The 23,512-nt window shown below is 64.4% G+C and carries 27 protein-coding genes, 1 tRNA gene and 1 pseudogene; 14 read left to right on the top strand and 15 right to left on the bottom strand.

The window, feature by feature from the left end; genetic code table 11:
* From QSJ95_RS26850 to QSJ95_RS26830, 5 genes are all read right to left on the bottom strand, one after another.
* The coding region (locus tag QSJ95_RS26850) for an electron transfer flavoprotein subunit beta/FixA family protein (RefSeq protein WP_285646583.1) at positions 1–682 on the bottom strand (682 nt) is incomplete at its 3' end.
* A gap of 254 nt (positions 683–936) precedes the next feature.
* The gene (locus QSJ95_RS26845; RefSeq protein WP_285646582.1) at positions 937–2,172 is read right to left on the bottom strand and encodes a CaiB/BaiF CoA transferase family protein; all 1,236 of its coding nucleotides are present in this window, start codon (positions 2,170–2,172) and stop codon (positions 937–939) included.
* 22 nt (positions 2,173–2,194) lie between these two features.
* On the bottom strand, positions 2,195–3,397 hold the full coding sequence (locus QSJ95_RS26840; protein WP_285646581.1) for a 3-oxoadipyl-CoA thiolase: 1,203 nt from the start codon (positions 3,395–3,397) through the stop codon (positions 2,195–2,197).
* A gap of 33 nt (positions 3,398–3,430) precedes the next feature.
* A complete protein-coding gene (locus QSJ95_RS26835; RefSeq protein ID WP_285646579.1) occupies positions 3,431–4,960 on the bottom strand; it encodes a 3-hydroxyacyl-CoA dehydrogenase in 1,530 nt (509 codons plus the stop codon).
* 3 nt (positions 4,961–4,963) lie between these two features.
* A complete protein-coding gene (locus QSJ95_RS26830) occupies positions 4,964–5,749 on the bottom strand; it encodes an enoyl-CoA hydratase (RefSeq protein WP_009623183.1) in 786 nt (261 codons plus the stop codon).
* A gap of 243 nt (positions 5,750–5,992) precedes the next feature.
* Here QSJ95_RS26830 and QSJ95_RS26825 point away from each other — a divergent pair, with 243 nt between their 5' ends.
* From QSJ95_RS26825 to QSJ95_RS26815, 3 genes are all read left to right on the top strand, one after another.
* Positions 5,993–6,859: an IclR family transcriptional regulator gene (locus QSJ95_RS26825; protein ID WP_009623185.1), complete on the top strand. Its 867-nt coding sequence runs from the start codon at positions 5,993–5,995 to the stop codon at positions 6,857–6,859.
* 59 nt (positions 6,860–6,918) lie between these two features.
* Positions 6,919–8,073: an acyl-CoA dehydrogenase family protein gene (locus tag QSJ95_RS26820; protein WP_285646577.1), complete on the top strand. Its 1,155-nt coding sequence runs from the start codon at positions 6,919–6,921 to the stop codon at positions 8,071–8,073.
* Between the two features lie 98 nt (positions 8,074–8,171).
* A complete protein-coding gene (locus QSJ95_RS26815; RefSeq protein WP_009623190.1) occupies positions 8,172–9,443 on the top strand; it encodes an MFS transporter in 1,272 nt (423 codons plus the stop codon).
* 60 nt (positions 9,444–9,503) lie between these two features.
* Here QSJ95_RS26815 and QSJ95_RS26810 read toward each other — a convergent pair.
* Positions 9,504–9,986 (bottom strand): annotated as a pseudogene (locus QSJ95_RS26810) (glycoside hydrolase family 19 protein); the annotation flags it as partial.
* Between the two features lie 145 nt (positions 9,987–10,131).
* On the opposite strand from QSJ95_RS26810, the gene QSJ95_RS26805 reads away from it, so the two are divergent.
* Positions 10,132–10,452 (top strand): hypothetical protein, encoded by a 321-nt coding sequence (locus QSJ95_RS26805; protein WP_285646575.1) that lies wholly within the window; start codon positions 10,132–10,134, stop codon positions 10,450–10,452.
* On the opposite strand, the gene QSJ95_RS26800 is transcribed toward QSJ95_RS26805, so the two are convergent.
* The 4 genes from QSJ95_RS26800 to QSJ95_RS26785 form a co-directional block, all read right to left on the bottom strand.
* Positions 10,444–11,040, bottom strand: coding sequence for a hypothetical protein (locus tag QSJ95_RS26800; protein ID WP_285646573.1), 597 nt, complete (start codon positions 11,038–11,040; stop codon positions 10,444–10,446). The two genes, QSJ95_RS26805 and QSJ95_RS26800, sit on opposite strands and share 9 nt — an antisense overlap.
* Positions 11,041–11,164: 124 nt before the next feature.
* Positions 11,165–11,596, bottom strand: coding sequence for a hypothetical protein (locus QSJ95_RS26795; protein WP_285646571.1), 432 nt, complete (start codon positions 11,594–11,596; stop codon positions 11,165–11,167).
* Between the two features lie 74 nt (positions 11,597–11,670).
* Positions 11,671–11,982, bottom strand: a complete 312-nt coding sequence (locus QSJ95_RS26790; RefSeq protein WP_285646570.1) for a hypothetical protein — start codon at positions 11,980–11,982, stop codon at positions 11,671–11,673.
* Positions 11,975–12,349 (bottom strand): tail fiber domain-containing protein, encoded by a 375-nt coding sequence (locus QSJ95_RS26785; RefSeq protein WP_285646568.1) that lies wholly within the window; start codon positions 12,347–12,349, stop codon positions 11,975–11,977. The genes QSJ95_RS26790 and QSJ95_RS26785 overlap by 8 nt, the downstream gene beginning before the upstream one ends.
* Before the next feature lie 113 nt (positions 12,350–12,462).
* On the opposite strand from QSJ95_RS26785, the gene QSJ95_RS26780 reads away from it, so the two are divergent.
* Positions 12,463–13,443, top strand: coding sequence for an IS5 family transposase (locus tag QSJ95_RS26780; protein ID WP_285646566.1), 981 nt, complete (start codon positions 12,463–12,465; stop codon positions 13,441–13,443).
* Between the two features lie 91 nt (positions 13,444–13,534).
* Complete coding sequence (locus QSJ95_RS26775) at positions 13,535–14,002, top strand: hypothetical protein (protein WP_285646563.1); 468 nt, start codon at positions 13,535–13,537, stop codon at positions 14,000–14,002.
* 105 nt (positions 14,003–14,107) lie between these two features.
* On the opposite strand, the gene QSJ95_RS26770 is transcribed toward QSJ95_RS26775, so the two are convergent.
* Positions 14,108–14,728 carry a hypothetical protein gene (locus QSJ95_RS26770; protein WP_285646561.1) on the bottom strand — a complete coding sequence of 207 codons (621 nt, stop codon included), beginning with the start codon at positions 14,726–14,728 and terminating at the stop codon, positions 14,108–14,110.
* Between the two features lie 176 nt (positions 14,729–14,904).
* On the opposite strand from QSJ95_RS26770, the gene QSJ95_RS26765 reads away from it, so the two are divergent.
* A complete protein-coding gene (locus QSJ95_RS26765) occupies positions 14,905–15,603 on the top strand; it encodes a site-specific integrase (protein ID WP_285646559.1) in 699 nt (232 codons plus the stop codon).
* 120 nt (positions 15,604–15,723) lie between these two features.
* On the opposite strand, the gene QSJ95_RS26760 is transcribed toward QSJ95_RS26765, so the two are convergent.
* Positions 15,724–15,811, bottom strand: a tRNA-Ser gene (locus QSJ95_RS26760).
* Positions 15,812–15,940: 129 nt separating this feature from the next.
* Between QSJ95_RS26760 and QSJ95_RS26755 the strand changes: the two genes are divergently transcribed.
* The 7 genes from QSJ95_RS26755 to QSJ95_RS26725 all read left to right on the top strand — a co-directional run bounded on the left by QSJ95_RS26755 (position 15,941) and on the right by QSJ95_RS26725 (position 20,187).
* Positions 15,941–16,606, top strand: coding sequence for a Bax inhibitor-1/YccA family protein (locus QSJ95_RS26755; protein WP_009623200.1), 666 nt, complete (start codon positions 15,941–15,943; stop codon positions 16,604–16,606).
* Between the two features lie 115 nt (positions 16,607–16,721).
* Entirely contained in the window at positions 16,722–17,114 is a 393-nt protein-coding gene (gene tusD / locus QSJ95_RS26750) for a sulfurtransferase complex subunit TusD (RefSeq protein ID WP_061562079.1), read from the top strand.
* The gene (gene tusC / locus QSJ95_RS26745; protein WP_285646556.1) at positions 17,114–17,473 is read left to right on the top strand and encodes a sulfurtransferase complex subunit TusC; all 360 of its coding nucleotides are present in this window, start codon (positions 17,114–17,116) and stop codon (positions 17,471–17,473) included. Before tusD ends, tusC begins: the two co-directional genes overlap by 1 nt.
* Entirely contained in the window at positions 17,473–17,772 is a 300-nt protein-coding gene (tusB, locus tag QSJ95_RS26740) for a sulfurtransferase complex subunit TusB (RefSeq protein ID WP_285646555.1), read from the top strand. Before tusC ends, tusB begins: the two co-directional genes overlap by 1 nt.
* Positions 17,769–18,104, top strand: coding sequence for a TusE/DsrC/DsvC family sulfur relay protein (locus tag QSJ95_RS26735; protein ID WP_285646553.1), 336 nt, complete (start codon positions 17,769–17,771; stop codon positions 18,102–18,104). Before tusB ends, QSJ95_RS26735 begins: the two co-directional genes overlap by 4 nt.
* The gene (locus tag QSJ95_RS26730) at positions 18,101–19,102 is read left to right on the top strand and encodes a glycosyl transferase family protein (RefSeq protein ID WP_285646552.1); all 1,002 of its coding nucleotides are present in this window, start codon (positions 18,101–18,103) and stop codon (positions 19,100–19,102) included. The genes QSJ95_RS26735 and QSJ95_RS26730 overlap by 4 nt, the downstream gene beginning before the upstream one ends.
* Before the next feature lie 83 nt (positions 19,103–19,185).
* Entirely contained in the window at positions 19,186–20,187 is a 1,002-nt protein-coding gene (locus QSJ95_RS26725; protein WP_043318306.1) for a glutathione S-transferase family protein, read from the top strand.
* A 321-nt stretch (positions 20,188–20,508) separates the two neighbouring features.
* On the opposite strand, the gene QSJ95_RS26720 is transcribed toward QSJ95_RS26725, so the two are convergent.
* The 3 genes from QSJ95_RS26720 to serS are packed head-to-tail and all read right to left on the bottom strand — an operon-like array spanning position 20,509 to position 23,511.
* Entirely contained in the window at positions 20,509–20,847 is a 339-nt protein-coding gene (locus QSJ95_RS26720) for a lysozyme inhibitor LprI family protein (protein ID WP_285646550.1), read from the bottom strand.
* A complete protein-coding gene (cysG, locus tag QSJ95_RS26715; RefSeq protein ID WP_285646548.1) occupies positions 20,844–22,229 on the bottom strand; it encodes a siroheme synthase CysG in 1,386 nt (461 codons plus the stop codon). The genes QSJ95_RS26720 and cysG overlap by 4 nt, the downstream gene beginning before the upstream one ends.
* A 1-nt stretch (position 22,230) precedes the next feature.
* Positions 22,231–23,511, bottom strand: coding sequence for a serine--tRNA ligase (gene serS, locus QSJ95_RS26710; RefSeq protein ID WP_009623213.1), 1,281 nt, complete (start codon positions 23,509–23,511; stop codon positions 22,231–22,233).
* Position 23,512 lies beyond the last annotated feature (1 nt).

Genomic DNA, 23,512 nt, shown 5'->3' with positions numbered 1-23,512 from the left:
CGCTGCGGGCAGCCGGAGCTTCCACTTTCAGGGTCTTCACGGTGGAAGCGGTGGAAACGCCGAGGGCGTCCGGGGTCACCACGTCCAGCGGCTTCTTCTTCGCTTTCATGATGTTCGGCAGCGACGCATAGCGCGGCTCGTTCAGGCGCAGGTCGGTGGTGACGATCGCCGGCAGGTTCAGCGCAACGGTCTGCAGGCCGCCGTCGATTTCGCGGGTGACCTTGACCTGAGCGCCGTCGACCTCGACCTTGGAGGCGAAGGTGCCCTGGGCGTAGCCGGTCAGCGCGGCGAGCATCTGGCCGGTCTGGTTGTTGTCGCTGTCGATGGCCTGCTTGCCGAGGATGACCAACTGCGGCTGCTCCTTGTCGACCACGGCCTTGAGCAGCTTGGCGATGGCCAGGGAGTTCAGCTCGTCGTTCGACTCGACCAACAGGGCGCGGTCGGCGCCCAGGGCCAGGGCGGTGCGCAGTTGTTCCTGGGCGGCGCCGGGGCCGACCGAGACCACCACGATCTCACTGGCGACGCCCTTTTCCTTCAGGCGCACGGCCTCTTCCACGGCGATTTCGCAGAAGGGGTTCATGGACATCTTCACGTTGGCGAGATCGACGCCGGAGTTGTCCGCTTTCACCCGGACCTTCACGTTGTAATCGACCACGCGCTTTACCGCGACCACTACCTTCATTCGACTCTCCTCTTGTTGCAGGTGCGTAGGGCGAATAACCGTTCGCGGTTATCCGCCGCTTGACCTTGGTTTGGCGACGCGCCGGGCTAGACCTCGGCAGCACCGCCCGCAATTGGGGTGGGTTCGCGAGCAAGCTCGCTCCTACGATGCGTCCGCCTCCGAGCCCACCTGTCGTACCGACCGCGCCGAAGGGGCTCTTCGTAGGATGGGTTGAGCTTGCGATACCCATCCTACGGAGCTTGCTCGCGAACGCTTCACTCGCCGAGCTGCTCGATCACGCCCTGGGCCTTGAGCTCCGCCAGGCGGGCCTCGTCCAGCCCCAGGCGGCGCTTGAGCACCTCGTCGGTATGCTCGCCGAGCATCGGCGCCGGGCGCTGGTACTGCACCGGCGTCTCGGACAGCTTGAGCGGGCTGCCGACCATCCTGAAGCCGGGGTTGAGGGCGTGGGGAATCTCCACCAGCATGTCGCGCGCCAGCACCTGCGGCTCGTCCAGGGCGCGGCCGATGTCGTTGATCACGCCGACCGGCACCTTGACCGCGTGGATGCGGGCCACCCAGTTGTCGGCGCTGTCCTTGCGGAAGTGCTCGGCCAGCTGGCCGACGATGGCCTCGCGGTTGCGCACGCGGTCGGCGTTGCGGGCGAAGCGCGGGTCCTTGGGCAGTTCCGGCAGGCCGATGGCGTCGCACAGGGCGACGAACTGGCTGTCGTTGCCGCAGGCGATGATGAAGTCCCTGTCGCTGCCGGAGAACACCTGGTACGGCACGATGTTGACGTGGGCGTTGCCCTGCCGCCCCGGCGAGCGCCCGGTGGCGAGGTAGTTCTGGCTCTGGTTGCCGAGCATGGCCACCTGCACGTCCAGCAGGGCCATGTCGCAGTGCTGGCCGCGGCCGGTCTTCTCCCGCGCCAGCAGCGCGGCCTGGATGGCGACCACCGAGTACAGCCCGGTCATCACGTCGGACACCGCCACGCCAACCTTCTGCGGGCCGGCGCCGGGCACCCCGTCCTTCTCGCCGGTGATGCTCATCAGCCCGCCCATGCCCTGGATGATGAAGTCGTAGCCGGGCTCTTCCGCGCGCGGCCCGGTCTGGCCGAAGCCGGTGATGGAGCAATAGACCAGGCGCGGGTTGAGCTTGGACAGGCTTTCGTAGTCCAGCCCGTACTTGGCCAGCGAGCCGGCCTTGTAGTTCTCGATCAGCACGTCGCATTCGCCGGCCAGCGCGCGCACCAGCGCCTGGCCCTCGGGGCTGGCCAGGTTCAGCGCCACCGACAGCTTGTTGCGGTTGGTCGACTGGTAGTACGACGCCTCGGGGCTGTCCGAGCCGTCCGCCGCCTGCATGTAGGGCGGGCCCCAGCCGCGGGTGTCGTCGCCCGCGCCGGGCCGTTCGATCTTGATCACCTCCGCGCCCAGGTCGGCCAGGATCTGGCCGCACCAGGGGCCGGCCAGGACACGGCTGAGGTCGAGTACGCGGTATCCGCTCAAAGCGCCCATCTTCATCTCCTCACTGGCGCGCTCACACGCGCTCGATAACCATGGCGAGCCCCTGGCCCACGCCGATGCACAGGCTGACCACCGCATAGCGTTGACCACTGCGCTGCAGTTGTCGCGCCACGCTCAGCGCCAGCCGCGCGCCGGAAGCCCCCAGCGGGTGGCCGACGGCGATGGCGCCGCCGTTGGGGTTGACCCGCGGATCGTCGAAGGCGACGCCCAGGCCGCTCAGGCAGCCGAGCACCTGGGCGGCGAAGGCCTCGTTGATCTCGATGATGTCCATGTCGGCGAGGCCCAGGCCGGCGCGGGCCAGCGCCTTGTTGATCGCCTCGACCGGGCCGACGCCCATGATCCGCGGCTCCACGCCCACCGCCGCGGCGGAGAGGATTCGCGCCAGCGGCGCGAGCCCATGGCGCTCGCCAGCCTCTGCGGAGCCGATCAACAGCGCCGCCGCGCCATCGTTCACCCCCGAGGCGTTGCCGGCGGTGACCACGCCGCCTTCGAACAGCGGCTTCAGGCGCGCCAGCGCGGCTTCGTCGGAGTCCGGGCGCGGGTGCTCGTCCTGCTCGATCACCTTCGGCGGCGTCTTGCGTCCGGTGGGCACGCTCACCGGGGCGATCTCGCCGGCGAAGAAGCCGGCCTGGCGGGCCGCCTCGTAGCGCGCCTGGGACGCCGCGGCGAAGCGGTCGGCCTGCTCGCGGCTGATGCCGTATTCGCGGGCCACGTTATCGCCGGTCTGCGGCATGCTGTCGTTGCCGAACCCGGCGACGATCTTCGGATTGGGGAAGCGCGCGCCTATGGTGCTGTCGAACACCGCCAGGTCGCGGCTGTAGGCGGCCTCGGCCTTGGCCATGACGAAGGGCGCGCGGGACATGCTCTCGACGCCGCCGGCGACGAACAGCTCGCCCTCGCCGCAGGTCACGGCCCGCGCGGCGTCGATGACCGCGGCCAGGCCGCTGGCGCACAGGCGGTTCACCGTCTGGCCCGGCACCGTCACCGGCAGCCCGGCCAGCAGCGCGGCATGGCGGGCGACGTTGCGGCTGTCCTCGCCGGCCTGGTTGGTGTTGCCGAGGATCACGTCCTCGATGGCCTCGCCCGGCACGCCATGGCGGGCCAGCAATTCACGGATGACGTGGGCGGCCAGGTCGTCCGGGCGCACCGGCGCCAGGGCCCCGGCATGGCGGCCGAAGGGGGTGCGCAGGCCGGCATAGATAAAGGCATTGAGCATGGAAGTCTCCTTGGATCGGGTGAGCGCCGGGCCTCAGCCCAGCGCGGGCTCGGCATGGCGCAGCGACAGGCCCAGCGCGGCGCGGCGGCGCAGCCACGGGCCGGGGCGGTAGCGGGCATCGCCGGTCAGGTCGGTCATGCGTTCCAGTATCGTCAGCAGCCGCGCGGGGCCGACGGCGTCGCCCCAGGCCAGCGGCCCCTGCGGGTAGCCCAGGCCGCGGCGCACGCCTTCGTCCAGGTCGTCGACGCTGGCGATGCGCTGCTGGACGATGTCGCCGGCCAGGTTGACGATCAGCGCCAGCACGCGCTGGGCGACGAAGCCGACGCTGTCGTTGATCAGGGTGACGCCGACGCCATCGGCGGCCAGCAGCGCATGGGCGGCGTCGCGCATGGCCGGGACGGTCGCCGGGTTCTGCATCAGGCAGCGGTGGCGCTGCAGGTCGAGCAGCAGGTCGATGCACAGGGTGCGCGTCGGGTCGCTGCCGAAACGCCGGCAGGCGCTGGTCGCGTCCATGCCGTAGGGGGCCAGCAGGCAAAGGGCCTCGCTGCTCGGCTGCTCGCCCTGCTCCAGGGTCGCGCCCAGCTTCTCCAGCAACGCGCCGAGCGACTCGCGGTCTTCGTCGGACTCGGCGCCGATCCATACCGGCGGCAGCGCGGCCACGCTCGGCACCGGTTGCGGCGCCGGCGGATCGATCATCCTGCCGTCTTCGTAACGGTAGAAGCCACGCCCCACCTTGCGCCCCACGAAACCGGCCTCGAGCATCTGCCGGGTGAGCGCCGCCGGCCGGTAGCGCGGCTCCTGGTAGAACTGGTTGTAGATGGACTCGATCACCGGGTGCGAGACGTCCAGCGCGGTCAGGTCGAACAGCTCCAGCGGCCCCATGCGGAAGCCCAGGCCCTCGCGCAGGATGCGGTCGATGTCGGCCGGCTCGGCGATGCCTTCCTTGAGCATCTGCAGCGCCTCGGTGCTGTAGGCGCGCCCGGCGTGGTTGATGATGAAGCCGGGGGTGTCCTTGGCGCGGATGCCGCGATGCCCCATGCGGCTGGCGAGTGCGACGAGGCGGTCGCCCACCTGCGGGTCGCCGGCCAGACCGTCGATCACCTCGACCACCTTCATCAGCGGCACCGGGTTGAAGAAGTGGAAGCCCGCCACCCGCTCGGGGTGCCGGCAGCCGCGGGCGATGCTGGTGACCGACAGCGACGAGGTGTTGGTCGCCAGGATGCAGTCGGCGGCGACCACCGCTTCCAGCTCGGCCAGCAGCGCCTGCTTGGCGTCCAGGCGTTCGACGATGGCCTCGACCACCAGCTCGGAATCGGCCAGCTCGGCCAGGGAGCCGGCGACCAGCAGGCGGGCCAGGGTGGCGTCGGCGTCCTCGGCCGTGATCTTGCCCTTCTCCGCCAGCTTGCCGAGGGTGCGCCCGAGGTTGTCGCGCGCGGCCTGCGCCGCGCCCTCGCGGGCGTCGAAGAGTTTCACCTGGATGCCGGCCTGGGCGGCGATCTGGGCGATGCCGCTGCCCATCACGCCGGTGCCGACGATGGCCATGCGTTGGATGTCACGCGTCATGGGTCATTCCCCCTGGAAGCTGGCTTGGCGTTTTTCGAGGAAGGCGGCGGCGCCCTCCTTCTGGTCCCTGGAGTCGAACAGCAGTTGGAAGGCCTTGCGCTCCAGGGTCAGTGCGCTGTCCAGCGGCAGGTCGGCGCCGGCGAGCATCACTTCCTTGATCTGCGCCACGGCCAGCGGCGGCAGCGCGGCGATCTCGGCGGCCAGCTCCAGGGCGCGCGGCAAGGTCTGCGCATCGCCGACCACCTCGCTGACCATGCCCATCGCCAGGGCTTCCGGCGCCTTGACCAGGCAGCCGGTCAGGGCCATGCGCATCGCCTGGAACTTGCCCACCGCGCGGATCAGCCGCTGGGTGCCGCCGGCGCCGGGCATCAGGCCGAGCTTCACCTCCGGCTGGCCGAAGCGCGCCGACTCGCCGGCGACGATGATGTCGCAGTGCATCGCCAGCTCGCAGCCGCCGCCCAGGGCGAAACCGTTCACCGCCGCGATCACCGGCTTGGGGCAGCGGCCGATGGCGTCCCAGAGCAGCTCGGTGTGCCGGCGGTACATCTCGATGGGGCTGGCCTGGGCGAACTCGCGGATGTCCGCGCCCGCCACGAAGCACTGCTCTCCCCCGGTCAGGACGATGGCCCGCACCCGGCTGTCGTCGGCCAGCGCGCGGAAGTGCTCGGCCAGTTGCTGGCGCACGGCGGCATTGAGGGCGTTGCGGGCTTCGGGGCGGTCGATGCGGACCACCGCCACGCCGTCGGCCTGGATCGTTCGGTGGACCACGCTGGGGTGCTGGTTGCTCATGATCGTGCTTGCCTCAGTATTGTTTCGTCTGACGAAACTACATTCCGTATTTACGATCAATCATAGTAAGCCTCGATCGACGCTGTAAACGACATCCGTTCTGATCAGTTATTTTTACTTTTAAAAACAATCAGTTAGTAAATATATCAGCGACAATTTTACGCAGACTGGAAAACCCTCTATAATTTCGTCTGACGAAACTGAATTTTATTTTATTGATTTTCTCGGAAAAGGGGTTCTACCATGCGCCGCAACAAGACGGAGCTGGATTCGGCTGCGCCGACGAAAAACGAAGGTGAGATCGGCCTGTTGGAACGGGGGATGTTCGACCCCGCCACGGCGCTGAGCGAGGAGGAAAACAGCGGTCAGTTCGTCACGGCCCTGGCTCGCGGCCTGGAAATCCTGCGCTGCTTCAACCCACGGGAAAACGTGCTGAGCAACCAGGACCTGGCGCGCAAGACCGGCCTGCCCAAGCCGACCGTGACGCGCCTGACCAACACCCTGATGCGCCTGGGCTGCCTCAAGCGCGAGGTGCACTCGGGCAAGTACCAGCTGGACGTCGGCGTGCTGGGCTTCGGCTACGCGATGCTGTCGAACCTGTCGATCCGCGCGGTGGCCCACCCGCTGATGGAGGAGCTGGCCAACCACGCCCAGGCGGCGGTGGCCATGGCCGCCCGCGACCGCCTGCAGATGGTGTACCTGGACGTGGTCCAGGGCCAGGGGAACATGACGATGCGCCGGCAGATCGGCAGTTACCTGCCGCTGGCGGTGAGTTCGGTGGGCCGCGCCTGCCTGGCGGCGATGCCGGAGAACGAACGGGAGTTCCTGCTCGACCACATCCGCGAGCGCGAACCGCAACACTGGCCGGCCATCCGCAAGGGCCTGGACCGCGCCTTCAGGGACTTCACCGACTACGGCTACTGCCTGTCGATCGGTGAATGGCACCGCGACGTCAACTCCGTCGCCGTGCCCTTGGTACATCCGCAGTACGGGCTGCTGGCCTTCAACTGCGGCGGACCGAGCTTCCAGCTGACCCGCGAGAAGCTCGAGGACGACATCGGGCCCCGCCTGATCAACATGGTCAACAACATAGGCGCCGCCGCTCGCTGATGCCCGGGTGACGGTGCCCTGCCAGACAGGCCCGCCCGGCGGGCCCTTGAGGAGAGCACATGATCCGAGACGCAGAGACGCTGCAGATACTTCTGGATTCCATCCACCAGTTCGTCGACGAGGTGCTGATACCGCGCGAGAACGAAGTCGCGGAAACCGACGCCATTCCCCGGGACATCGTCGAGCAGATGCGCGAGATGGGCCTGTTCGGCCTGACCATTCCCGAGGAATTCGGCGGCCTGGGCGTGACCATGGAAGAAGAGGTGAACATCACCTTCGAACTCGGCCGCACCTCCCCCGCCTTCCGCTCCTACATCGGCACCAACAACGGCATCGGCTCCATCGGCATCCTGATCGACGGCACGCCCGAACAGAAAAGCCACTACCTGCCCAAGCTCGCCAGCGGCGAACTGCTCAGCGCGTTCTGCCTGACCGAGCCGGACGCCGGCTCCGACGCCGCCTCGCTGAAGACCAGCGCGGTGCGCGACGGCGACCACTACGTGCTCAACGGCACCAAGCGCTTCATCACCAACGCCCCGCATGCCGGCATCTACACCGTGATGGCGCGCACCAACCCGGAGATCAAGGGCGCCGGCGGCATCAGCGCGTTCATCGTCGAGCGCGGCACCCCGGGCATCTCCCTGGGCAAGCCGGACCACAAGATGGGCCAGAAGGGCGCGCACACCAGCGACGTCATCTTCGACAACGTGCGCGTGCCGGCCAGCCAGTTGATCGGCGGCGTCGAGGGCGTGGGCTTCAAGACCGCCATGAAGGTGCTCGACAAGGGCCGCCTGCACATCGCCGCGCTGAGCGTCGGCGCCGCCGAACGCATGCTCGACGATGCCCTGAGCTACGCCCTGGAGCGCAAGCAGTTCGGCAAGCCGATCGCCGAGTTCCAGCTGATCCAGGCGATGCTCGCCGACAGCAAGGCGGAAATCTACGCCGCCCGCTGCATGGTGCTGGACGCCGCGCGCAAGCGCGACGAGGGCCGCAACGTCAGCACCGAGGCCTCCTGCGCCAAGATGTTCGCCACCGAGATGTGCGGCCGCGTCGCCGACCGCTGCGTGCAGATCCACGGCGGCGCCGGCTACGTCAGCGAGTACGCCATCGAGCGCTTCTACCGCGACGTGCGGCTGTTCCGCATCTACGAAGGCACCACGCAGATCCAGCAGGTGGTCATCGCCCGCAACATGATCCGCGAAGCCACGCACTGAATCCCCCTCGCCGCCCTGCCCCGCCGGGCGGCGACCCGCAGGCTTACCGATGGGCCGCAAGCGCCGGCCCACGAATAAATACAACAGGTAGTTCGCCCATGGAAACCACTGCTTCGACTTCCCAAGCGACCACCCAGAGCAAGACCTGGGTGATCGTGTTCCTGTTCTGCTTCATCGGCCTGCTGATCGATGGCGCCGACCTCATGCTGCTGTCCTACAGCCTCACCAGCCTGAAGGCCGAGTTCGGCCTGAGCAACGTCCAGGCCGGCAGCCTGGGCAGCTTCACCCTGGCCGGCATGGCCATCGGCGGCATCTACGGCGGCTGGGCGTGCGACCGCTTCGGCCGGGTGCGCACCGTGGTCTGGACCATCGTGCTGTTCTCCGTCGGCACCGCCGCGCTGGGCCTGACCCACAGCTACTGGCAGTTCGCCGCGGCGCGTTTCGTCGCCTCCCTGGGCCTGGGCGCGCTCTACGTCGCCTGCAACACCCTGATGGCCGAATACGTGCCCACCAAATACCGCACCACGGTGCTGGGCACCCTGCAGGCGGGCTGGTCGGTGGGCTACATCGTCGCCACCCTGCTGGCCGGCTGGATCCTGCCGAGCTACGGCTGGCGCTACCTGTTCTACGTCGCGATCATCCCGGTGGTGCTGGCGGTGGCCATGCGCCGCCTGGTGCCGGAGCCGGCCGCCTGGGTGGAAGCCCAGGCCGAGCGCAAGCGCCGCAAGGCCCTGGGCCAGGAGGAAGTCGTCGAGAAGAAATCCGCCGGCGCGTTCCGCATGATCTTCGGCGACCGCCGCGCCCGCAGCATGTTCATCTTCTGGTCGCTGACCGCGGGCTTCCTGCAGTTCGGCTACTACGGCGTGAACAACTGGCTGCCGTCCTACCTGGAAACCGAGATGGGCATGAACTTCAAGTCCATGACCGCCTACCTGGTGGGCACCTACGCGGCGATGATCCTCGGCAAGGTCCTGGCTGGCGTCGCCTCGGACTGGCTGGGCCGGCGCAAGGTGTTCGCCTTCGGCGCCCTGGGCACCGCGGTGTTCCTGCCGGTGATCGTGCTCTACCACAGCCCCGAGGCCATTCTCTGGATGCTGGTGGTGTTCGGCTTCCTCTACGGCATCCCCTACGGCGTCAACGCCACCTACATGACCGAAAGCTTCGCCGCCCGCTACCGCGGCACGGCCGTGGGCGGCGCCTACAACATCGGCCGCATCGGCGCGGCCATCGCCCCGGCGGCCATCGGCTTCCTGGCCACCCAGGTGTCCATCGGCGCGGGCTTCCTGGTGATGGGCGCCGCCTACTTCGTCTGCGGCATCATTCCCGCCCTGCTGATCCGCGACAAGCAGTTCGATCCGCAGACGGAGTGACGTACGAGCGGAGCCCGGCGCCGAAATAGTGCCGGGCTCCGCAGATTTCTCACACAGCTGCCCGTTCAGGCCGCCGTTGATGGTTCTGGTGATCTGCTCGAACTTGCCGGCATCGGCGAGCTCGTTCAGGCCATGGCTCGACCACCACCAGGCTGCAGACGTGGCCGCCCACTCGGCCTGCTCCAGCAGCTCAGGCTGATCAAGCAGCGGCAGGTCCAGGGCAGCACCAGCTTTCCGGTAGTTCTCCCGGCCGGTTAGCTGAATCAGGCCGCGGCCCATGAATCGCTTACCGTCGCCTGACTCGATGTTGCCCAGGTCCTTGCGGCCCTCGTAGCGCTGCTGCGCCGCCGTCGGACCCCAGATCTCGCGCACGTAGCGCAGCTGGCCCGACTCATGGCCGATCTGCGCCAGGAACGCCGCCTGCCTCACCGACGAGTCGATCCGGTAGCGCTGCATCGCCCGGTTGAGCGCAGGAACGAAAACGCCGGCACGAGGGCCGGCGTTGGGGAGGATGCGCAGGAGCTGCGCTTCGGTGAGGGGCACAGGTTTCTCCAGACACAAAAAAAAGCCCGCAGATGCGGGCTGGTTGGATAGACAGCATGTATGAAACATACAGTGTAACGAGTCCTGAAACGCCATGTAGCGTGTCGCTACAACTTGACGCTCAACCATGGAGAGGAAATTTCAGGTGAATGGAATTACTGCGGACCAAATGCTTGAAAAGAGTGAAGCGGGAAAACGCGGTGCTGAATTAAAGCTACTTCTTGACGGCGTCCTCTTGGAGTGTATGGATGCGACTCGATTTGGACTCAAGTTAGCCACCGCCAGGCTCAGTGATAACAACTTGCCGATGCGGGAAGAGCTGATTTCCATTCTCCGCGGAAAGAAATACACCGTGCTGGCAGAAGCTAAAAAATTCTTTACTTGTATTTGGAGAAACCTGAGGAGTAACAGACCAATAAATAACCCCGCCTCGGCGGGGTTTTTATTGCTATCTTCGTCAGCCTGATTTTCTGGCCGATCGGCGCATGATCAAAAAATTGATCGCAGTGAAGAAGATCCCGAAGCTGAGATAACGCCAGTCCATCCACGGGTTAGCTGCCTCAGCACGCTGCTCTTCCAGGCGTTTCCCTTTCACGTACACATCGCCGTTCAGGTAGATGCCGCCGAAATTATCGATAGCCACTAACTCTTTCGTGTTGTCGTTGGACACGACGCGGAAGCCACCATCGCCCAAGCGGGCGCTCAGCCAGCCCTTTTTGTCAGCAAAGTCAGGCCAGCGCAGTCCACCATAGATCTCGCCGGAAGCGCCGTCGTTCACTACCAGACCGGTACCGACACCTTGGCTGTTAAACCGCATGGCCCCCTCAGTAAACACCGGCTTGCGGAAATCCAGACCCATCTTCGCCTTGTCGAAGTCGGCGACAATCATTCGGCCATACTCAGGCTGGAGCGAATTCTTCATGTAGAAGCCCGCTTCGAAGGCTCCCCTAGGCGCCTTTCCCGGTTGAACTCGGTCGGTGTCCTCGGTACGCACCTCGACGGCCATAGAGTTAGGGTTGCCGAAGCCGACTACCTGCAGGCCGGTCTTGCTCATGTTCGGGAACACACCGGGCTTGCTACTGTTGAGAACGTCAATCTCGATGCCGATCAGTTGGTTGTCGACTCCTTTACAACTAGTGAGGTCAGGCGATCCGTATTTCTCTCCTGGAGCACCTACCTCAAGACCTTTGCACATTGATCTTGCGCTGAAGAACCCCCCCCCAAGACTTAGCTCCGTCTCCAATAGAGGTTGAATCCCCCCAAATGGAAACTGCATTGACGTTCTTTACCTTGTTCATGGTCTGCACGAACAGGTTCTGATAGTGGTTGTGGGTATTCTCGTAATCGATGGCTGTTTCAGATTCTTTCGAATGAATATCAACCGAATCGCCCTTATAATTAAAGAACTTTGACTTCTCATCCACCACATCGGCAAAGTAAATATTACCCCTTAGAGCCGTATCCAAGCCATAGAACCAGATATTAAGCCCATCCTTAAGTGGATGATCTCCTTTAATGTTTAAATCATTTTCGCCCCCCAAGGGATTATCAGCAGCCGCAAAATTTGAAAAAACCATGGCAACGATAGCAAACAGAAAAAATTTGGACATTCGCCCTCCATCTCATTAATTTGTTATTAGAGTGTAGTATGCCATGGTTAGCTTGTTGATTCCTGCCTTGAGAATCATTTTTTCTCTAGAGTAACGACTCTTTCCGAAAGCTGCTGCACCGCGCGAACCAGGGGCCCAAGCAACTCATCATGGCGAAGCCCCTCCTCGCCATTTTCGGCTAGGACATAGGCTCCGAAATCGACACCGGCTTTTTGCATCGCGGCGAGAACCTCGTCGGCTACAAAGCCCTCGTGCAGTCTTACACCTGGGCGAGGGGTAATCACAGTCCTGGTGCGAGGCACCCTGATTTTTACCATTCGAGCAACGCGAGTTGGCGGAAGCAGGTTTCCTTTTTTGTCAAAAATGTTGTCTACAACGTCATACACTGGCCGCTCTACAGGGGACTCCTCGAATTTCGTCACCAGCACTTTGCTGGCCGTCTACCTCCTCAATAGTTTTGCGCTCGACCTTCTCGATTACCGTTTCAGTCGCTTGCTGCTCAATTTCATCAAAGCCATCCTCGACTTCCTCTACGTCTTGGCCGCCAACTATGAAACGGTATGAAACTGGACGCAGAGAATTGATGAACTCAAGCCCGAGCTTCGTGTCATTGATATCTGTCTTCGTCGATCGTCCAGAGGTATTGATCGTTCCGGTTGCTGCCCACAATACGGACCAGCGTGCACCTGACTGCCCCAAGCTATACAGGTTGTCGGCTGCCGGGCCTACCACCCCTGCGACAGTGAGCTTCATAACAGGATTATTCAGCCCGATACCTACATTACCTCCGCGAGGATTTAGGGAAATCCTGAAGAAGACCTCCCAAATCTGTTGAAATACGCCGATCCCGTTGCCTGAGTTTCCCGATGAAGCAGATGACCTTCGCCGACGCCGAGTACGCCGGTAAACGCAAGCAGACCCGCAAGGAGTTGTTCCTGATCGAGATGGATCAGGTAGTGCCGTGGCAGGGTTTGATCGCCCTGATCGAGCCGCATTATCCGAAGGGCGAAGGCGGTCGTCCTGCCTACCCGTTGATGGCGATGCTGCGCGTACACCTGATGCAGAACTGGTTCGGCTACAGCGATCCTGCGATGGAGGAAGCGCTGTACGAAACCACCATCCTGCGCCAATTCTCGGGGCTGAGCCTGGAGCGCATTCCCGACGAAACCACCATTCTCAACTTCCGTCGCCTGCTGGAAAAGCATGAACTGGCGGCCGGAATTCTGGCGGTGATCAACGGCTATCTGGGGGATCGCGGCCTGTCACTGCGCCAGGGCACCATCGTCGATGCCACCCTGATCCACGCGCCGAGTTCGACCAAAAACAAGGGCGGGAAGCGCGACCCGGAAATGCACCAGACCAAGAAGGGCAACCAGTATTACTTCGGCGCGAAAGCCCATATTGGTGCCGACGAAGAATCGGGCCTGGTACATAGCGTGGTGGTTACGGCGGCTAATGTTGCGGACGTCACTCAGGTCGACCAACTGCTGCACGACGAGGAAAACGTTGTGTGCGCTGACGCGGGGTATACCGGAGTCGAAAAGCGCCCTGAACATGAAGGTCGTGCAGTTATCTGGCAGATCGCGGCTCGGCGGAGCACTTACAAGAAACACGGCAAGCGCAGTGCCTTGTACAAAGCGCTGCGTAAGATCGAGAAGGCCAAGGCCCAGACCCGTGCCAAGGTCGAATACCCGTTCCGCGTGATCAAACGGCAGTTTGGCTACACGAAGGTGCGTTTCCGGGGATTGGCCAAGAATGCTGCGCAGATGGTGACGCTATTTGCCCTGTCGAATCTGTGGATGGCCCGCCGACATTTGCTGGCCAGCACAGGAGAGGTGCGTCTGTAATGCGGAAAATGGCTGCTGTGATGCGCTGGCGGTAACGAGAAAGATAGAAAAGCACAGCTGATCCGAGTGCTTTTGGATCAGCCGAGCGCTTTTGAAATTGGCAGCCGCTGAAATCAGCCAGGGATGCATGGCTATTTCAGACCATCCCAAAGGATTGCCAACCGCTCATGAGAGTCGGCCACTGTGGAAGGTTTTTTGGCTGATCTACCTTCCAGGGCTTTTCCTCATGCTTTTCCTCATGCTTTTCCTGTCGCATCTCATCAAGGAGGCTTTCTGGATGGCATGGATCGCCTACCAGGTTTATGTAGCAGAGGCATCCCTTGTTCAGATGGGGTTTGCCTTGCACCCTGATCTTCGCTTGTTGTCCTTGATGCTCAGAGCAGTTCCATTCGCTGTTTTCTTCCCGTGGATAATCAAGTTCATCTGGCAGTGCTCTCGAAATACCAGCAGGGGAATATTTGGATATTCGGCGAAGGTTGCTGTGATGCTTGGACTACTCCTTGTCACTGGGAGCTTTGTCTACGAGGCCAGTAGCATCATTCGGATCATCTTTCCGTAGCGTTCTGTGCGCATATCGAGAGTACTGTCCTTATGCTCGACTGGGCGTAAAAAAGGCTTCAGCAGTGCCACGAATTCTGCGCGAAGCAGGCATGTATTGAGTCGTCTACTTAGTGATGAACTCATAATCCAGAATATAAGAGCCGATTTGGTTCGTATAAGCAGTCACCCACAAAGCGTTCGCACCTAGTTTCATTTGATCATGTAATTCTGACTTGCTTGTACAGAGCTGAATCCAGCTCTGTGTATTTGTATCTCTGAGCCACAAGCCGGCCTCACAGCTACCGGACCTTCCATGAGAAGGCCCTGGGTATCGTATTTCGTACGCGGACTCATACTGAATAATCTTACCCGGCAGCAGGTAAACAAGGACAGCGTAGATATTCAAAGAACAGACAAAACCCAGGCAGAATCCACTGGCAAATGACTCCAGAATTTTCCCGGAAGGCTGTCCAGAGCTCCAAATATAGGTCACGTAGATTGCGCGAGCGGCAAAGATAACGCCAACGACTACGCCAACTGCAAAATAAGTTGTCCACTCAGGGACAAACTCCATTAAAACAGTTCGCCTTTCGAGACGAACACCCCAGACCATATACGCGAACCACAGACACATAATTAAAATTACAATTGCCAGATGAATATAGCTTTTTGCTCTACCTCCAAATGAAACAAATTTCATTATTTTTTGAATCCCTATAGTTTCAATCAGCGTTGCCAGACTCAAGTTTCCCTGTAGTCAACAACCCTATGCCCCGCAATTCAGCTTTTTTCAGCTCGTACTAAAACCTGCCGATTAGCCGACTAGGTCTGCCCGCGACCGTAATTCCGAAACTAATCCATTCCATCTTGAACACGCCACCTCCGTACCTGCGGAGCGGTGGCGCTCAACCTGGAGAAACCATGACGCCAGCCCACCAGATACTGGTCGGCGACTGCCTGGAACTGCTCCGGGCAATACCCGACGAATCGGCGCACTGCTACATCACCAGCCCGCCCTACTTCGGCCTACGCGAGTACGGCATGGCCGGCGGATACCCGGAGCTACTCATCCGCGCACTGAACATCGAGAGCACGGCGAAGGCCGCCGGCAATTTCAACAGCGTGAACCTGAGAGACCTGGGCCGCCGCCCGAACCGGGGCGAGTACATCGAACTGGTCGATGAGGCGGAAGCCAACGACCCCGGCGCCTTCTTCCTGCGCCAGTATTCCCCAAAGACCGCGCACAAGGTGCGGCTCCTGCTGCGCGTCGATGGAATGGAAACAAGCCCGGACAAGCTGCTGCAGCAGATAGCAGCCAGGAACGAGCACTTCAGCAGCCCGTATCTGATCATCAGCGCCAAAGGTAGGCGCGTAGGGCCGTCGATGCTTCGTGACCGCTGGGAGGCTGCCCGGGAAGCGGCTCAGCAGGCCGCTATTGAGGCCGGCGATCCTGAGTTCGGCACCATCATCCGCAACTTCCAGTTCAAGGACATCCGTCCGAAGGCGGCCACCGAGATCAACGACTTGAAGGAGGCAAGCCGGCTGCTCGGACACACCGAGGAGGAGATCACCAAGAAGATCTACATCCGCCGCGGAGCAGTGGCAAAGCCTGCAAAATAGGTGCTATTTCGGAACTCGTTCCGATTCTTTTCGGAACTCCGTCCATTTTCAGCCCATCATCGAGCCTTAATGTTGGCCGCCGAAAATGAAAAAGGCCCTGAAAAATCAGGGCCTTGGAGATGGCGGAAGCGCAGAGATTCGAACTCTGGGGGCTGTTACACCCGGCGGTTTTCAAGACCGCTGCCTTAAACCACTCGGCCACACTTCCTTTCGGGGGCGCATAGTACCGGATCGCAACACACTGTCAAACTCTGATCCTACGTCTGACAGGCGGCTTTGATATCATCACTGCAACTATGGTCACGGAATCCCATTCCGCTTACAGGAGTGTCTAGCCATGCAAGAACGGCAATATCTCAACCCCGCCGCGGCGGAACAACGGGAAGTCAGCGGAGTCCTGCGCAACACCTACGGCCTGCTGGCCATGACCCTGGCCTTCAGCGGCCTGGTCGCCTACGTCTCGCAACAACTGCACCTGCCCCACCCGGGCCTGCTGCTGACCCTGGTCGGCTTCTACGGCCTGTTCTTCGCCACCCTCAAGCTGCGCGACAGCGGCTGGGGCCTGGTCACCACCTTCGCCCTCACCGGCTTCATGGGCTACACCCTCGGCCCGATCCTGAACCTGTACCTGGGCATGGCCAACGGCGCCAGCATCATTTCCTCGGCGTTCTTCATGACCGCCCTGGTGTTCTTCGGCCTGTCCGCCTACGTGCTGACCACCCGCAAGGACATGAGCTTCCTGTCCGGCTTCATCACCGCCGGCTTCTTCGTCCTGCTGGGCGCCATGCTGGTCTCGCTGTTCTTCCAGATCAGCGGCCTGCAACTGGCGATCAGCGCCGGCTTCGTGCTGTTCTCCTCGGCGGCCATCCTGTTCCAGACCAGCGCCATCATCCACGGTGGCGAGCGCAACTACATCATGGCCACCATCAGCCTGTACGTGTCGATCTACAACATGTTCCTCAGCCTGCTGCAGATCTTCGGCATCATGGGCAGCGACGACTGACGCTTCCCGGCAACACCGGAAAAGCCCGCCTTGGCGGGCTTTTTCCTTTTCCGGCGCAGCAAAATCCCCGCGCTGGCCTTATCATCGCGCTGTAATCCGCCGACCGGCCCATGCCATGAAATTCGCCATCGCCCTCTTTGCCCCGCCCCACTCGCCCGCCGCCCGACGCGCCCTGCGCTTCGCCGAGGCGGTGCTCGCCGGCGGCCACGAGATCGTCCGCCTGTTTTTCTATCAGGACGGCGTGCACAGCGCTTCGAGCAACCCGGTGAGCGGCCAGGACGAACTGGATGTGGCAGCGGCCTGGACGCGCTTCGTCGGCGAGCACCGCCTCGATGCCGTGGTGTGCATCGCCGCCGCCCTGCGCCGCGGCGTGCTCAACGCCGAGGAAGCCGCCCGCTACCAGCGCCCGGCGGCCAACCTGCAGGCGCCCTGGGAGCTGTCCGGCCTCGGCCAGTTGCATGAAGCGACGCAGATGGCGGACCGCCTGGTCTGCTTCGGAGGCGACTGATGGCCAAGTCCCTGCTGATCGTCAGCCGCCAGGCCCCGTGGAGCGGCCCCGGCGCCCGCGAGGCGCTGGACATCGCCCTGGCCGGCGGCGCCTTCGACCTGCCCATCGCCTTCCTTTTCCTCGATGACGGGGTGTTCCAGTTGGCTCCGGGCCAGCAACCCACCAACCTCGAACAGAAGGATTTGCAGGCCAACCTGCAGGCACTGCCGCTGTTCGGCGTCGAAAGGCTCTACGCCGCCGAGCGCAGCCTCGCCGAGCGCGGCCTGGCCGGCGCCAGTCTGAGCCTGCCGGTGGAGGTGCTGGACGACCTCGCATTGCGCCAGCTGACCCAGCAATACGACCAGGTGATCACCCTCTGATGAGCACGCTGCATCTGCTTTCCCATTCCCCGTTCGGCGACGGCCGCTTCGACAGTTGCCTGCAGCTGCTGTCCCACGACGACGGCCTGCTGCTCAGCGGCGATGCCGTCTACGCCCTCGCCGCCGGCAGCGCCCCGCGCCAACGCCTGGAGCACCTGCCCAACGCCTGCTTCGCCCTCGCCGAGGACCTGCAGGCGCGCGGCCTGCAGGAGCACCTGCCGGCCAACCTGAAGGCCGTGGACTACCCCGCCTTCGTCGAACTCTGCACCCGCTACGACAAGGTCAACGCCTGGCTATGACTACCCTCATGGTGGAAGGGCGCGCCATCGCCCTGGACAAGGACGGCTACCTGCAATACCTGGACGACTGGTCGGTAGCCGCCGCCGAAGCCCTGGCCCGCCAGGAAGGCCTGCACCTCACGCCGGAGCACTGGGAAATCCTCCACCTGCTGCGCGAGTTCTATGCACAGTTCCGGCTGTCGCCGGCCAACCGCCCGCTGATCAAGTACGTGGCCCAGCGCCTGGGCGCGGAAAAGGGCAGCAGCCTGCACCTCAACCTCCTGTTCAAGGGCACCCCGGCCAAGCTTGCCGCCAAGCTCGCCGGCCTGCCGAAGCCGACCAATTGCCTATGACCGCCGCCCCTCTCGTCCTGCAGACACCCGCCGAACACCCTTTCGCGCAGTTCGTGCGCATCCTCGGCAAGGGCAAGCGCGGCGCGCGCAGCCTGACCCGCGAGGAAGCCCGCGAGGCCCTGGGCATGATCCTCGACGGCCAGGTCGAAGAGGCGCAGCTGGGTGCCTTCCTGATGCTGCTGCGGCACAAGGAGGAAAGCGCCGATGAGCTGGCCGGCTTCACCGAGGCCGTGCGCGCGCGCCTGGACGCGCCGCGGATCGCCGTCGACCTCGACTGGCCCAGCTATGCCGGCAAGAAGCGCCACCTGCCCTGGTACCTGCTCGCCGCCAAGTGCCTGGCCGGCAGCGGCACGCGCATCCTCCTGCACGGCGGCGGCGCGCACACGGCCGGGCGCCTGTACACCGAGCAGTTGCTGCAGACGCTGGACATCCCGCTGTGCCGCGACTGGAACGCCGTGGGCGAAGCGCTCGACCGGGGCGGCCTGGCCTTCGCCCCGCTGGTGGACTGGATGCCAGCGCTGCAGCGGATGATCGACCTGCGCAACACCCTTGGCCTGCGCTCGCCCATTCATTCCCTGGTGCGCCTGCTCAACCCGCTGGGCGCGCACTGCATCCTGCAGAGCATCTTCCACCCCGGCTACCAGGAAACCCACCGCGAAGGCAGCCGCCTGCTCGGCGACCGCGCCATCGTGATCAAGGGCGAAGGCGGCGAGATCGAGATCAACCCGGACAGCCCGGCGCACCTCTATGGCACCGAGTCGGGCGCCAGTTGGGACGAGGAATGGCCGGCCCTCTCGGCGCTGCGCCACGTCAAGCCGGAGCGCCTGGAGCCGCAGGTGCTGGTCGAGTTCTGGCGCGGCGAACGGGAGGACGCCTACGGCGAACTGGCAGTGATCGCCACCATCGCCCTGGGCCTGCGCGGGCTGGGCCGCGACCGCGAGGCGGCCTTCGCCGAGGCCCGGCAGCGCTGGGCCGCTCGGGACAGATCGATCGGGTAGATAGCTTCTACCCTGTTTTTGCGGCGATCCATCGATAGCAAGGGCGTAGACTGGCCCCCATACCCTTTCCTGAGGAGCCAGTCATGGGACAGCTCATCGATGGCCGCTGGCAAGACCAGTGGTACGACACCAGCAAGGATGGCCGCTTCCAGCGCGAGAACGCACAACGCCGCAACTGGGTCACCGCCGACGGCCAGCCTGGCCCCAGCGGCGAAGGCGGCTTCCGCGCCGAGGCCGGGCGCTACCACCTGTACGTCTCCCTCGCCTGCCCCTGGGCACACCGCACGCTGATCTACCGCCAGCTCAAGGGCCTGGCCGGGCTGATCGACGTTTCGGTGGTCAGTTGGCTGATGCGGGAGAACGGCTGGACCTTCGACCGCAGCCTGGGCTCCACCGGCGATGCCCTGGATGGGTTGCAGTTCCTGCACCAGCGCTACACCCGCGACGATCCGCACTACACCGGCCGCGTCACCGTGCCGGTGCTGTGGGACAAGCAGCGCAAGCGCATCGTCAGCAACGAGTCGGCGGAGATCATCCGCATGTTCAACTCGGCCTTCGACGGCCTGACCGGCAACGATCTGGACCTCTATCCCACAGCCTTGCAGGGCGAGATCGACGCGCTGAACGAACGCATCTACCCGGCGGTGAACAACGGCGTGTACCGCGCCGGCTTCGCTACCAGCCAGGAAGCCTACGAAGAGGCCTTCGTCACCCTGTTCGAGGAACTGGACTGCCTGGAGAAGCGCCTGGGCGAACGGCGCTACCTGACCGGCGAATACCTGAGCGAGGCCGATATCCGCCTGTTCACCACGCTGATCCGCTTCGATGCCGTGTACCACGGGCATTTCAAGTGCAACCTGCGGCGCCTGGCCGACTACCCGAACCTGTCCGGCTGGCTGCGCGAGCTGTACCAGTTGCCGGGGGTGGCCGGCACAGTGAACTTCCAGCACATCAAGAACCACTATTACGGCAGCCACCGCACCATCAACCCGACCGGCATAGTGCCGCTGGGGCCGCAGCAGGATTTCAGCGGGCCGCACGGGCGCGAGCATCTGCCGGGCAAGGGGATTGCGCGCAAGGGCTGAGACCCGGGCTATTCGTAGGAGCGAGGGGGACGCCTAGTCCTTGCTCGCGAAGGGGTTTGCCGGGGGAGTAGGTGCTGGGTTTAGAGCACCCTCTCCCCAACCCTCTCCCTGAAGGGAGAGGGAGCTGTCCTGAGTGGACAGTGAGTTCGGAGTCATCCTCAAAGCCCTCTCTATCCCTGCCCTTCCCGCGAGCACGGAAACGTAGGGCGTATAACCGTTCGCGGTTATACGCCGTTGGCCCGAGCATCGAAGCCAAGGACAGCAGCGCATTCGCCCCCGTAGCGGGCCCTGCCCGCGATTCGCAGGTGAATAGAGCGAGGCTCAGAGCGGCTTGTCGATGCCGTCGTAGATCTTCTGCAGGGCGTCCAGGCGTTCCTGGTAGCGCTGCTTCAGGCAGGCCTTGTCGCGGCCGCAGGCGCGGCGCTGGTCCAGCCAGGCGAGTTGGGCATCGCCCATGTTGCCGCGCATGCCCATGGCGAACAGGCCGCTGAGCAGGCGGTAGGTGGTGGCCATCTGCACGTCCAGTTCGGACAGCTGGCGATCGGCGCAGATGGCCTTTTCGTCGGCGTGACGAGCCTTCTTGCAGTCGAAGCTGGCAGCACTAGCCGGCAAGGCGGCGGCAGCCAGGATGCAGGCCATCGCCGCATGCCAGACCTTCATTGCTGACCTTCGAACCAGGCGAGCTTGTCGCGCAGGGTGACCACCTCGCCGACGATCACCAGCGTCGGCGCGTGCACTTCATGCTCGGCGACCAGTTTCGGCAGGTTGGCCAGGGTGCCCGTGAACACGCGCTGGTGTTCGGTGGTACCCTGCTGGATCAGCGCTGCGGGTGTATCGGCGGAGCGGCCGTGGCGCACCAGTTCCCCACAGATCACCGGCAGGCCCACCAGGCCCATGTAGAACACCAGGGTCTGGCCCGGCGCTACCAGGTCATTCCACGGCAGGTCGGTGCTGCCATCCTTCAGGTGGCCGGTGACGAAGCGCACCGACTGCGCGTAGTCGCGGTGGGTCAGCGGAATGCCGGCATAGGCCGCGCAGCCGCTGGCCGCGGTGATGCCCGGCACCACCTGGAAGGGAATGCCGTTGGCCGCCAGTTCGTCGATTTCCTCGCCGCCACGGCCGAAGATGAACGGATCGCCGCCCTTCAGGCGCAGCACGCGCTTGCCCTGTTTGGCCAGCTCGACCAGCTTGCGGTTGATCTCGTCCTGGGGCACGGCGTGGTCGGCGCGGCGCTTGCCGACGTACAGGCGGTCGGCGTCGCGGCGGCACAGTTCGAGGATGGCCGGGGCTACCAGACGGTCGTAGAGCACCACGTCGGCCTGCTGCATCAGGCGCAGGGCGCGGAAGGTCAGCAGGTCCGGGTCGCCCGGGCCGGCGCCGACCAGGTAGACCTCGCCGCGGGCCTCGGCCTGGCCGTTTTCCAGCTTGTCGGCCAACAGGCGCTCGGCTTCCGCCGGCTGGCCGGCGAGCATGCGTTCGGCCACCGGGCCCTGGAAGACTTCCTCCCAGAACTGGCGGCGCTGCTGCAGGTCCGGCAGGCGCTGCTTGACCGCTTCGCGGAAGCGGCTGGCCAGCCCGGCCAACTGGCCGTAGGCGGCGGGAATCCAGGTTTCCAGCCTGGCCCGCAGCAGGCGCGCCAGCACCGGCGCGTCGCCGCCGCTGGAGACCGCCAGCAGCAGCGGCGAGCGGTCGACGATGGCGGGGAAGATCACGCTGCACAGCGCCGGCGCGTCCACCACGTTGACCGGCACGCCGCGGGCGTGGGCATCGCGGGACACCTGGGCGTTCAGCGGCTCGTCGTCGGTAGCGGCGATGACCAGCACGCAGTCGCCGAGGTCGGCCTCGGCGTAGCGGCGTTCCAGCAGTTCGCCACCGCCCTGCTCCACCAGCTCGCGCAACTCGCTGTGGACCTGCGGCGCGACCACGCGCAGCACGGCGCCGGCACTGTCGAGCAGGCGCGCCTTGCGCAGGGCGACTTCACCGCCGCCGACCAGGAGTGCGCGACGCCCGCGCAGGACGTGGAACAGCGGCAGCGCATCCATCTCAGCCGATCACCTCGATGCCGCCCATGTAGGGCTTGAGCACCTCGGGCACGCGGATGCTGCCGTCGGCCTGCTGGTAGTTCTCCAGCACGGCGACCAGGGTGCGGCCCACCGCCAGGCCGGAGCCGTTGAGGGTGTGCAGCAGCTCGGGCTTGCCGGTCTCCGGGTTGCGGAAACGCGCCTGCATGCGGCGGGCCTGGAAGTCGCCGCAGTTGGAGCAGGAGGAAATCTCGCGGTACTTGTCCTGGCTCGGCACCCAGACTTCCAGGTCGTAGGTCTTGGCCGCGCTGAAGCCCATGTCGCCGGTGCACAGGGCCAGCACGCGGTACGGCAGCTCCAGGGCCTGCAGCACCTTCTCGGCATTGCCGACCAGGCTTTCCAGGGCTTCCCAGGACTTCGTCGGCTCGACGATCTGCACCATCTCGACCTTGTCGAACTGGTGCTGGCGGATCATTCCGCGGGTGTCGCGGCCCGAGGCGCCGGCTTCGCTGCGGAAGCACGGGGTGTGGGCGACGAACTTCAGCGGCAGCTCCTTGGCGTCGAGGATCTGCCCGGCGACGATGTTGGTCAGCGAGACTTCGGCGGTGGGGATCAGGTACAGGTCGGCTTCGCCGTCGCGGCCGATCTTGAACAGGTCTTCCTCGAACTTCGGCAGCTGGCCGGTGCCCTGCAGCGCCGGCGCCTGCACCAGGTACGGGGTGTAGGCTTCCTCGTAGCCGTGCTCGCGGGTGTGCAGGTCGATCATGAACTGCGCCAGGGCGCGGTGCAGTCGGGCGATCGGGCCGCGCATCAGAGCGAAGCGGGCGCCGGACAGCCGCGCGGCGGTCTCGAAGTCCAGCCAGCCGTGCTGCTCGCCGAGGGCGACGTGGTCCTGGATGGGGAAGTCGAAGCTGCGCGGGGTGCCCCAGCGGCGCACTTCCAGGTTGTCTTCTTCGTCCGCGCCGACCGGCACCGACTCATGGGGCAGGTTGGGGATGGTCAGCAGCAGGGCGTCCAGCTCGGCCTGAATGCCATCCAGCTCGCGCTTGCCGGCCTCCAGCTCGTCGGCCATGCGGTTGACCTCGGCCTTGAGCGGCTCGACGTCCTCGCCACGCTTCATGGCCTGGCCGATCGCCTTGGAGCGCGCGTTGCGCTCGGCCTGCAGGGTTTCGGTGCGGGTCTGCACGGCCTTGCGCTGGTTCTCCAGCGCTTCGATGCGCGCCACGTCCAGGGTGAAGCCACGGGCGGCGAGGCGGTCGGCCACTTCCTGCGGCTGGGTGCGTACCAGTTTGGAATCGAGCATG

It is taken from the genome of Pseudomonas sp. NBRC 100443 (assembly GCF_030268185.1).
Taxonomy (GTDB): Bacteria; Pseudomonadota; Gammaproteobacteria; order Pseudomonadales; family Pseudomonadaceae; genus Pseudomonas; species Pseudomonas citronellolis.
Note: the sequence above shows the minus strand (reverse complement) of the source record. Positions and strands in the feature narration are given on the sequence as shown.

Bases quoted from the DNA above. Each gene is read 5' to 3' on its own strand.
- QSJ95_RS26730 (WP_285646552.1), top strand. From the start codon at position 18,101: ATGACCGCCGCCCCTCTCGTCCTGCAGACACCCGCCGAACACCCTTTC.
- QSJ95_RS26800 (WP_285646573.1), bottom strand. From the start codon at position 11,040: ATGAGCAAGACCGGCCTGCAGGTAGTCGGCTTCGGCAACCCTAACTCT.
- QSJ95_RS26725 (WP_043318306.1), top strand. From the start codon at position 19,186: ATGGGACAGCTCATCGATGGCCGCTGGCAAGACCAGTGGTACGACACC.
- serS (WP_009623213.1), bottom strand. From the start codon at position 23,511: ATGCTCGATTCCAAACTGGTACGCACCCAGCCGCAGGAAGTGGCCGAC.
- QSJ95_RS26755 (WP_009623200.1), top strand. From the start codon at position 15,941: ATGCAAGAACGGCAATATCTCAACCCCGCCGCGGCGGAACAACGGGAA.
- QSJ95_RS26845 (WP_285646582.1), bottom strand. From the start codon at position 2,172: ATGGGCGCTTTGAGCGGATACCGCGTACTCGACCTCAGCCGTGTCCTG.
- tusC (WP_285646556.1), top strand. From the start codon at position 17,114: ATGGCCAAGTCCCTGCTGATCGTCAGCCGCCAGGCCCCGTGGAGCGGC.
- QSJ95_RS26720 (WP_285646550.1), bottom strand. From the start codon at position 20,847: ATGAAGGTCTGGCATGCGGCGATGGCCTGCATCCTGGCTGCCGCCGCC.
- QSJ95_RS26780 (WP_285646566.1), top strand. From the start codon at position 12,463: ATGAAGCAGATGACCTTCGCCGACGCCGAGTACGCCGGTAAACGCAAG.
- QSJ95_RS26825 (WP_009623185.1), top strand. From the start codon at position 5,993: ATGCGCCGCAACAAGACGGAGCTGGATTCGGCTGCGCCGACGAAAAAC.
- QSJ95_RS26735 (WP_285646553.1), top strand. From the start codon at position 17,769: ATGACTACCCTCATGGTGGAAGGGCGCGCCATCGCCCTGGACAAGGAC.
- tusB (WP_285646555.1), top strand. From the start codon at position 17,473: ATGAGCACGCTGCATCTGCTTTCCCATTCCCCGTTCGGCGACGGCCGC.
- QSJ95_RS26815 (WP_009623190.1), top strand. From the start codon at position 8,172: ATGGAAACCACTGCTTCGACTTCCCAAGCGACCACCCAGAGCAAGACC.
- QSJ95_RS26820 (WP_285646577.1), top strand. From the start codon at position 6,919: ATGATCCGAGACGCAGAGACGCTGCAGATACTTCTGGATTCCATCCAC.
- QSJ95_RS26830 (WP_009623183.1), bottom strand. From the start codon at position 5,749: ATGAGCAACCAGCACCCCAGCGTGGTCCACCGAACGATCCAGGCCGAC.
- tusD (WP_061562079.1), top strand. From the start codon at position 16,722: ATGAAATTCGCCATCGCCCTCTTTGCCCCGCCCCACTCGCCCGCCGCC.
- QSJ95_RS26835 (WP_285646579.1), bottom strand. From the start codon at position 4,960: ATGACGCGTGACATCCAACGCATGGCCATCGTCGGCACCGGCGTGATG.
- QSJ95_RS26795 (WP_285646571.1), bottom strand. From the start codon at position 11,596: ATGTCCAAATTTTTTCTGTTTGCTATCGTTGCCATGGTTTTTTCAAAT.
- QSJ95_RS26785 (WP_285646568.1), bottom strand. From the start codon at position 12,349: ATGAAGCTCACTGTCGCAGGGGTGGTAGGCCCGGCAGCCGACAACCTG.
- cysG (WP_285646548.1), bottom strand. From the start codon at position 22,229: ATGGATGCGCTGCCGCTGTTCCACGTCCTGCGCGGGCGTCGCGCACTC.
- QSJ95_RS26840 (WP_285646581.1), bottom strand. From the start codon at position 3,397: ATGCTCAATGCCTTTATCTATGCCGGCCTGCGCACCCCCTTCGGCCGC.
- QSJ95_RS26765 (WP_285646559.1), top strand. From the start codon at position 14,905: ATGACGCCAGCCCACCAGATACTGGTCGGCGACTGCCTGGAACTGCTC.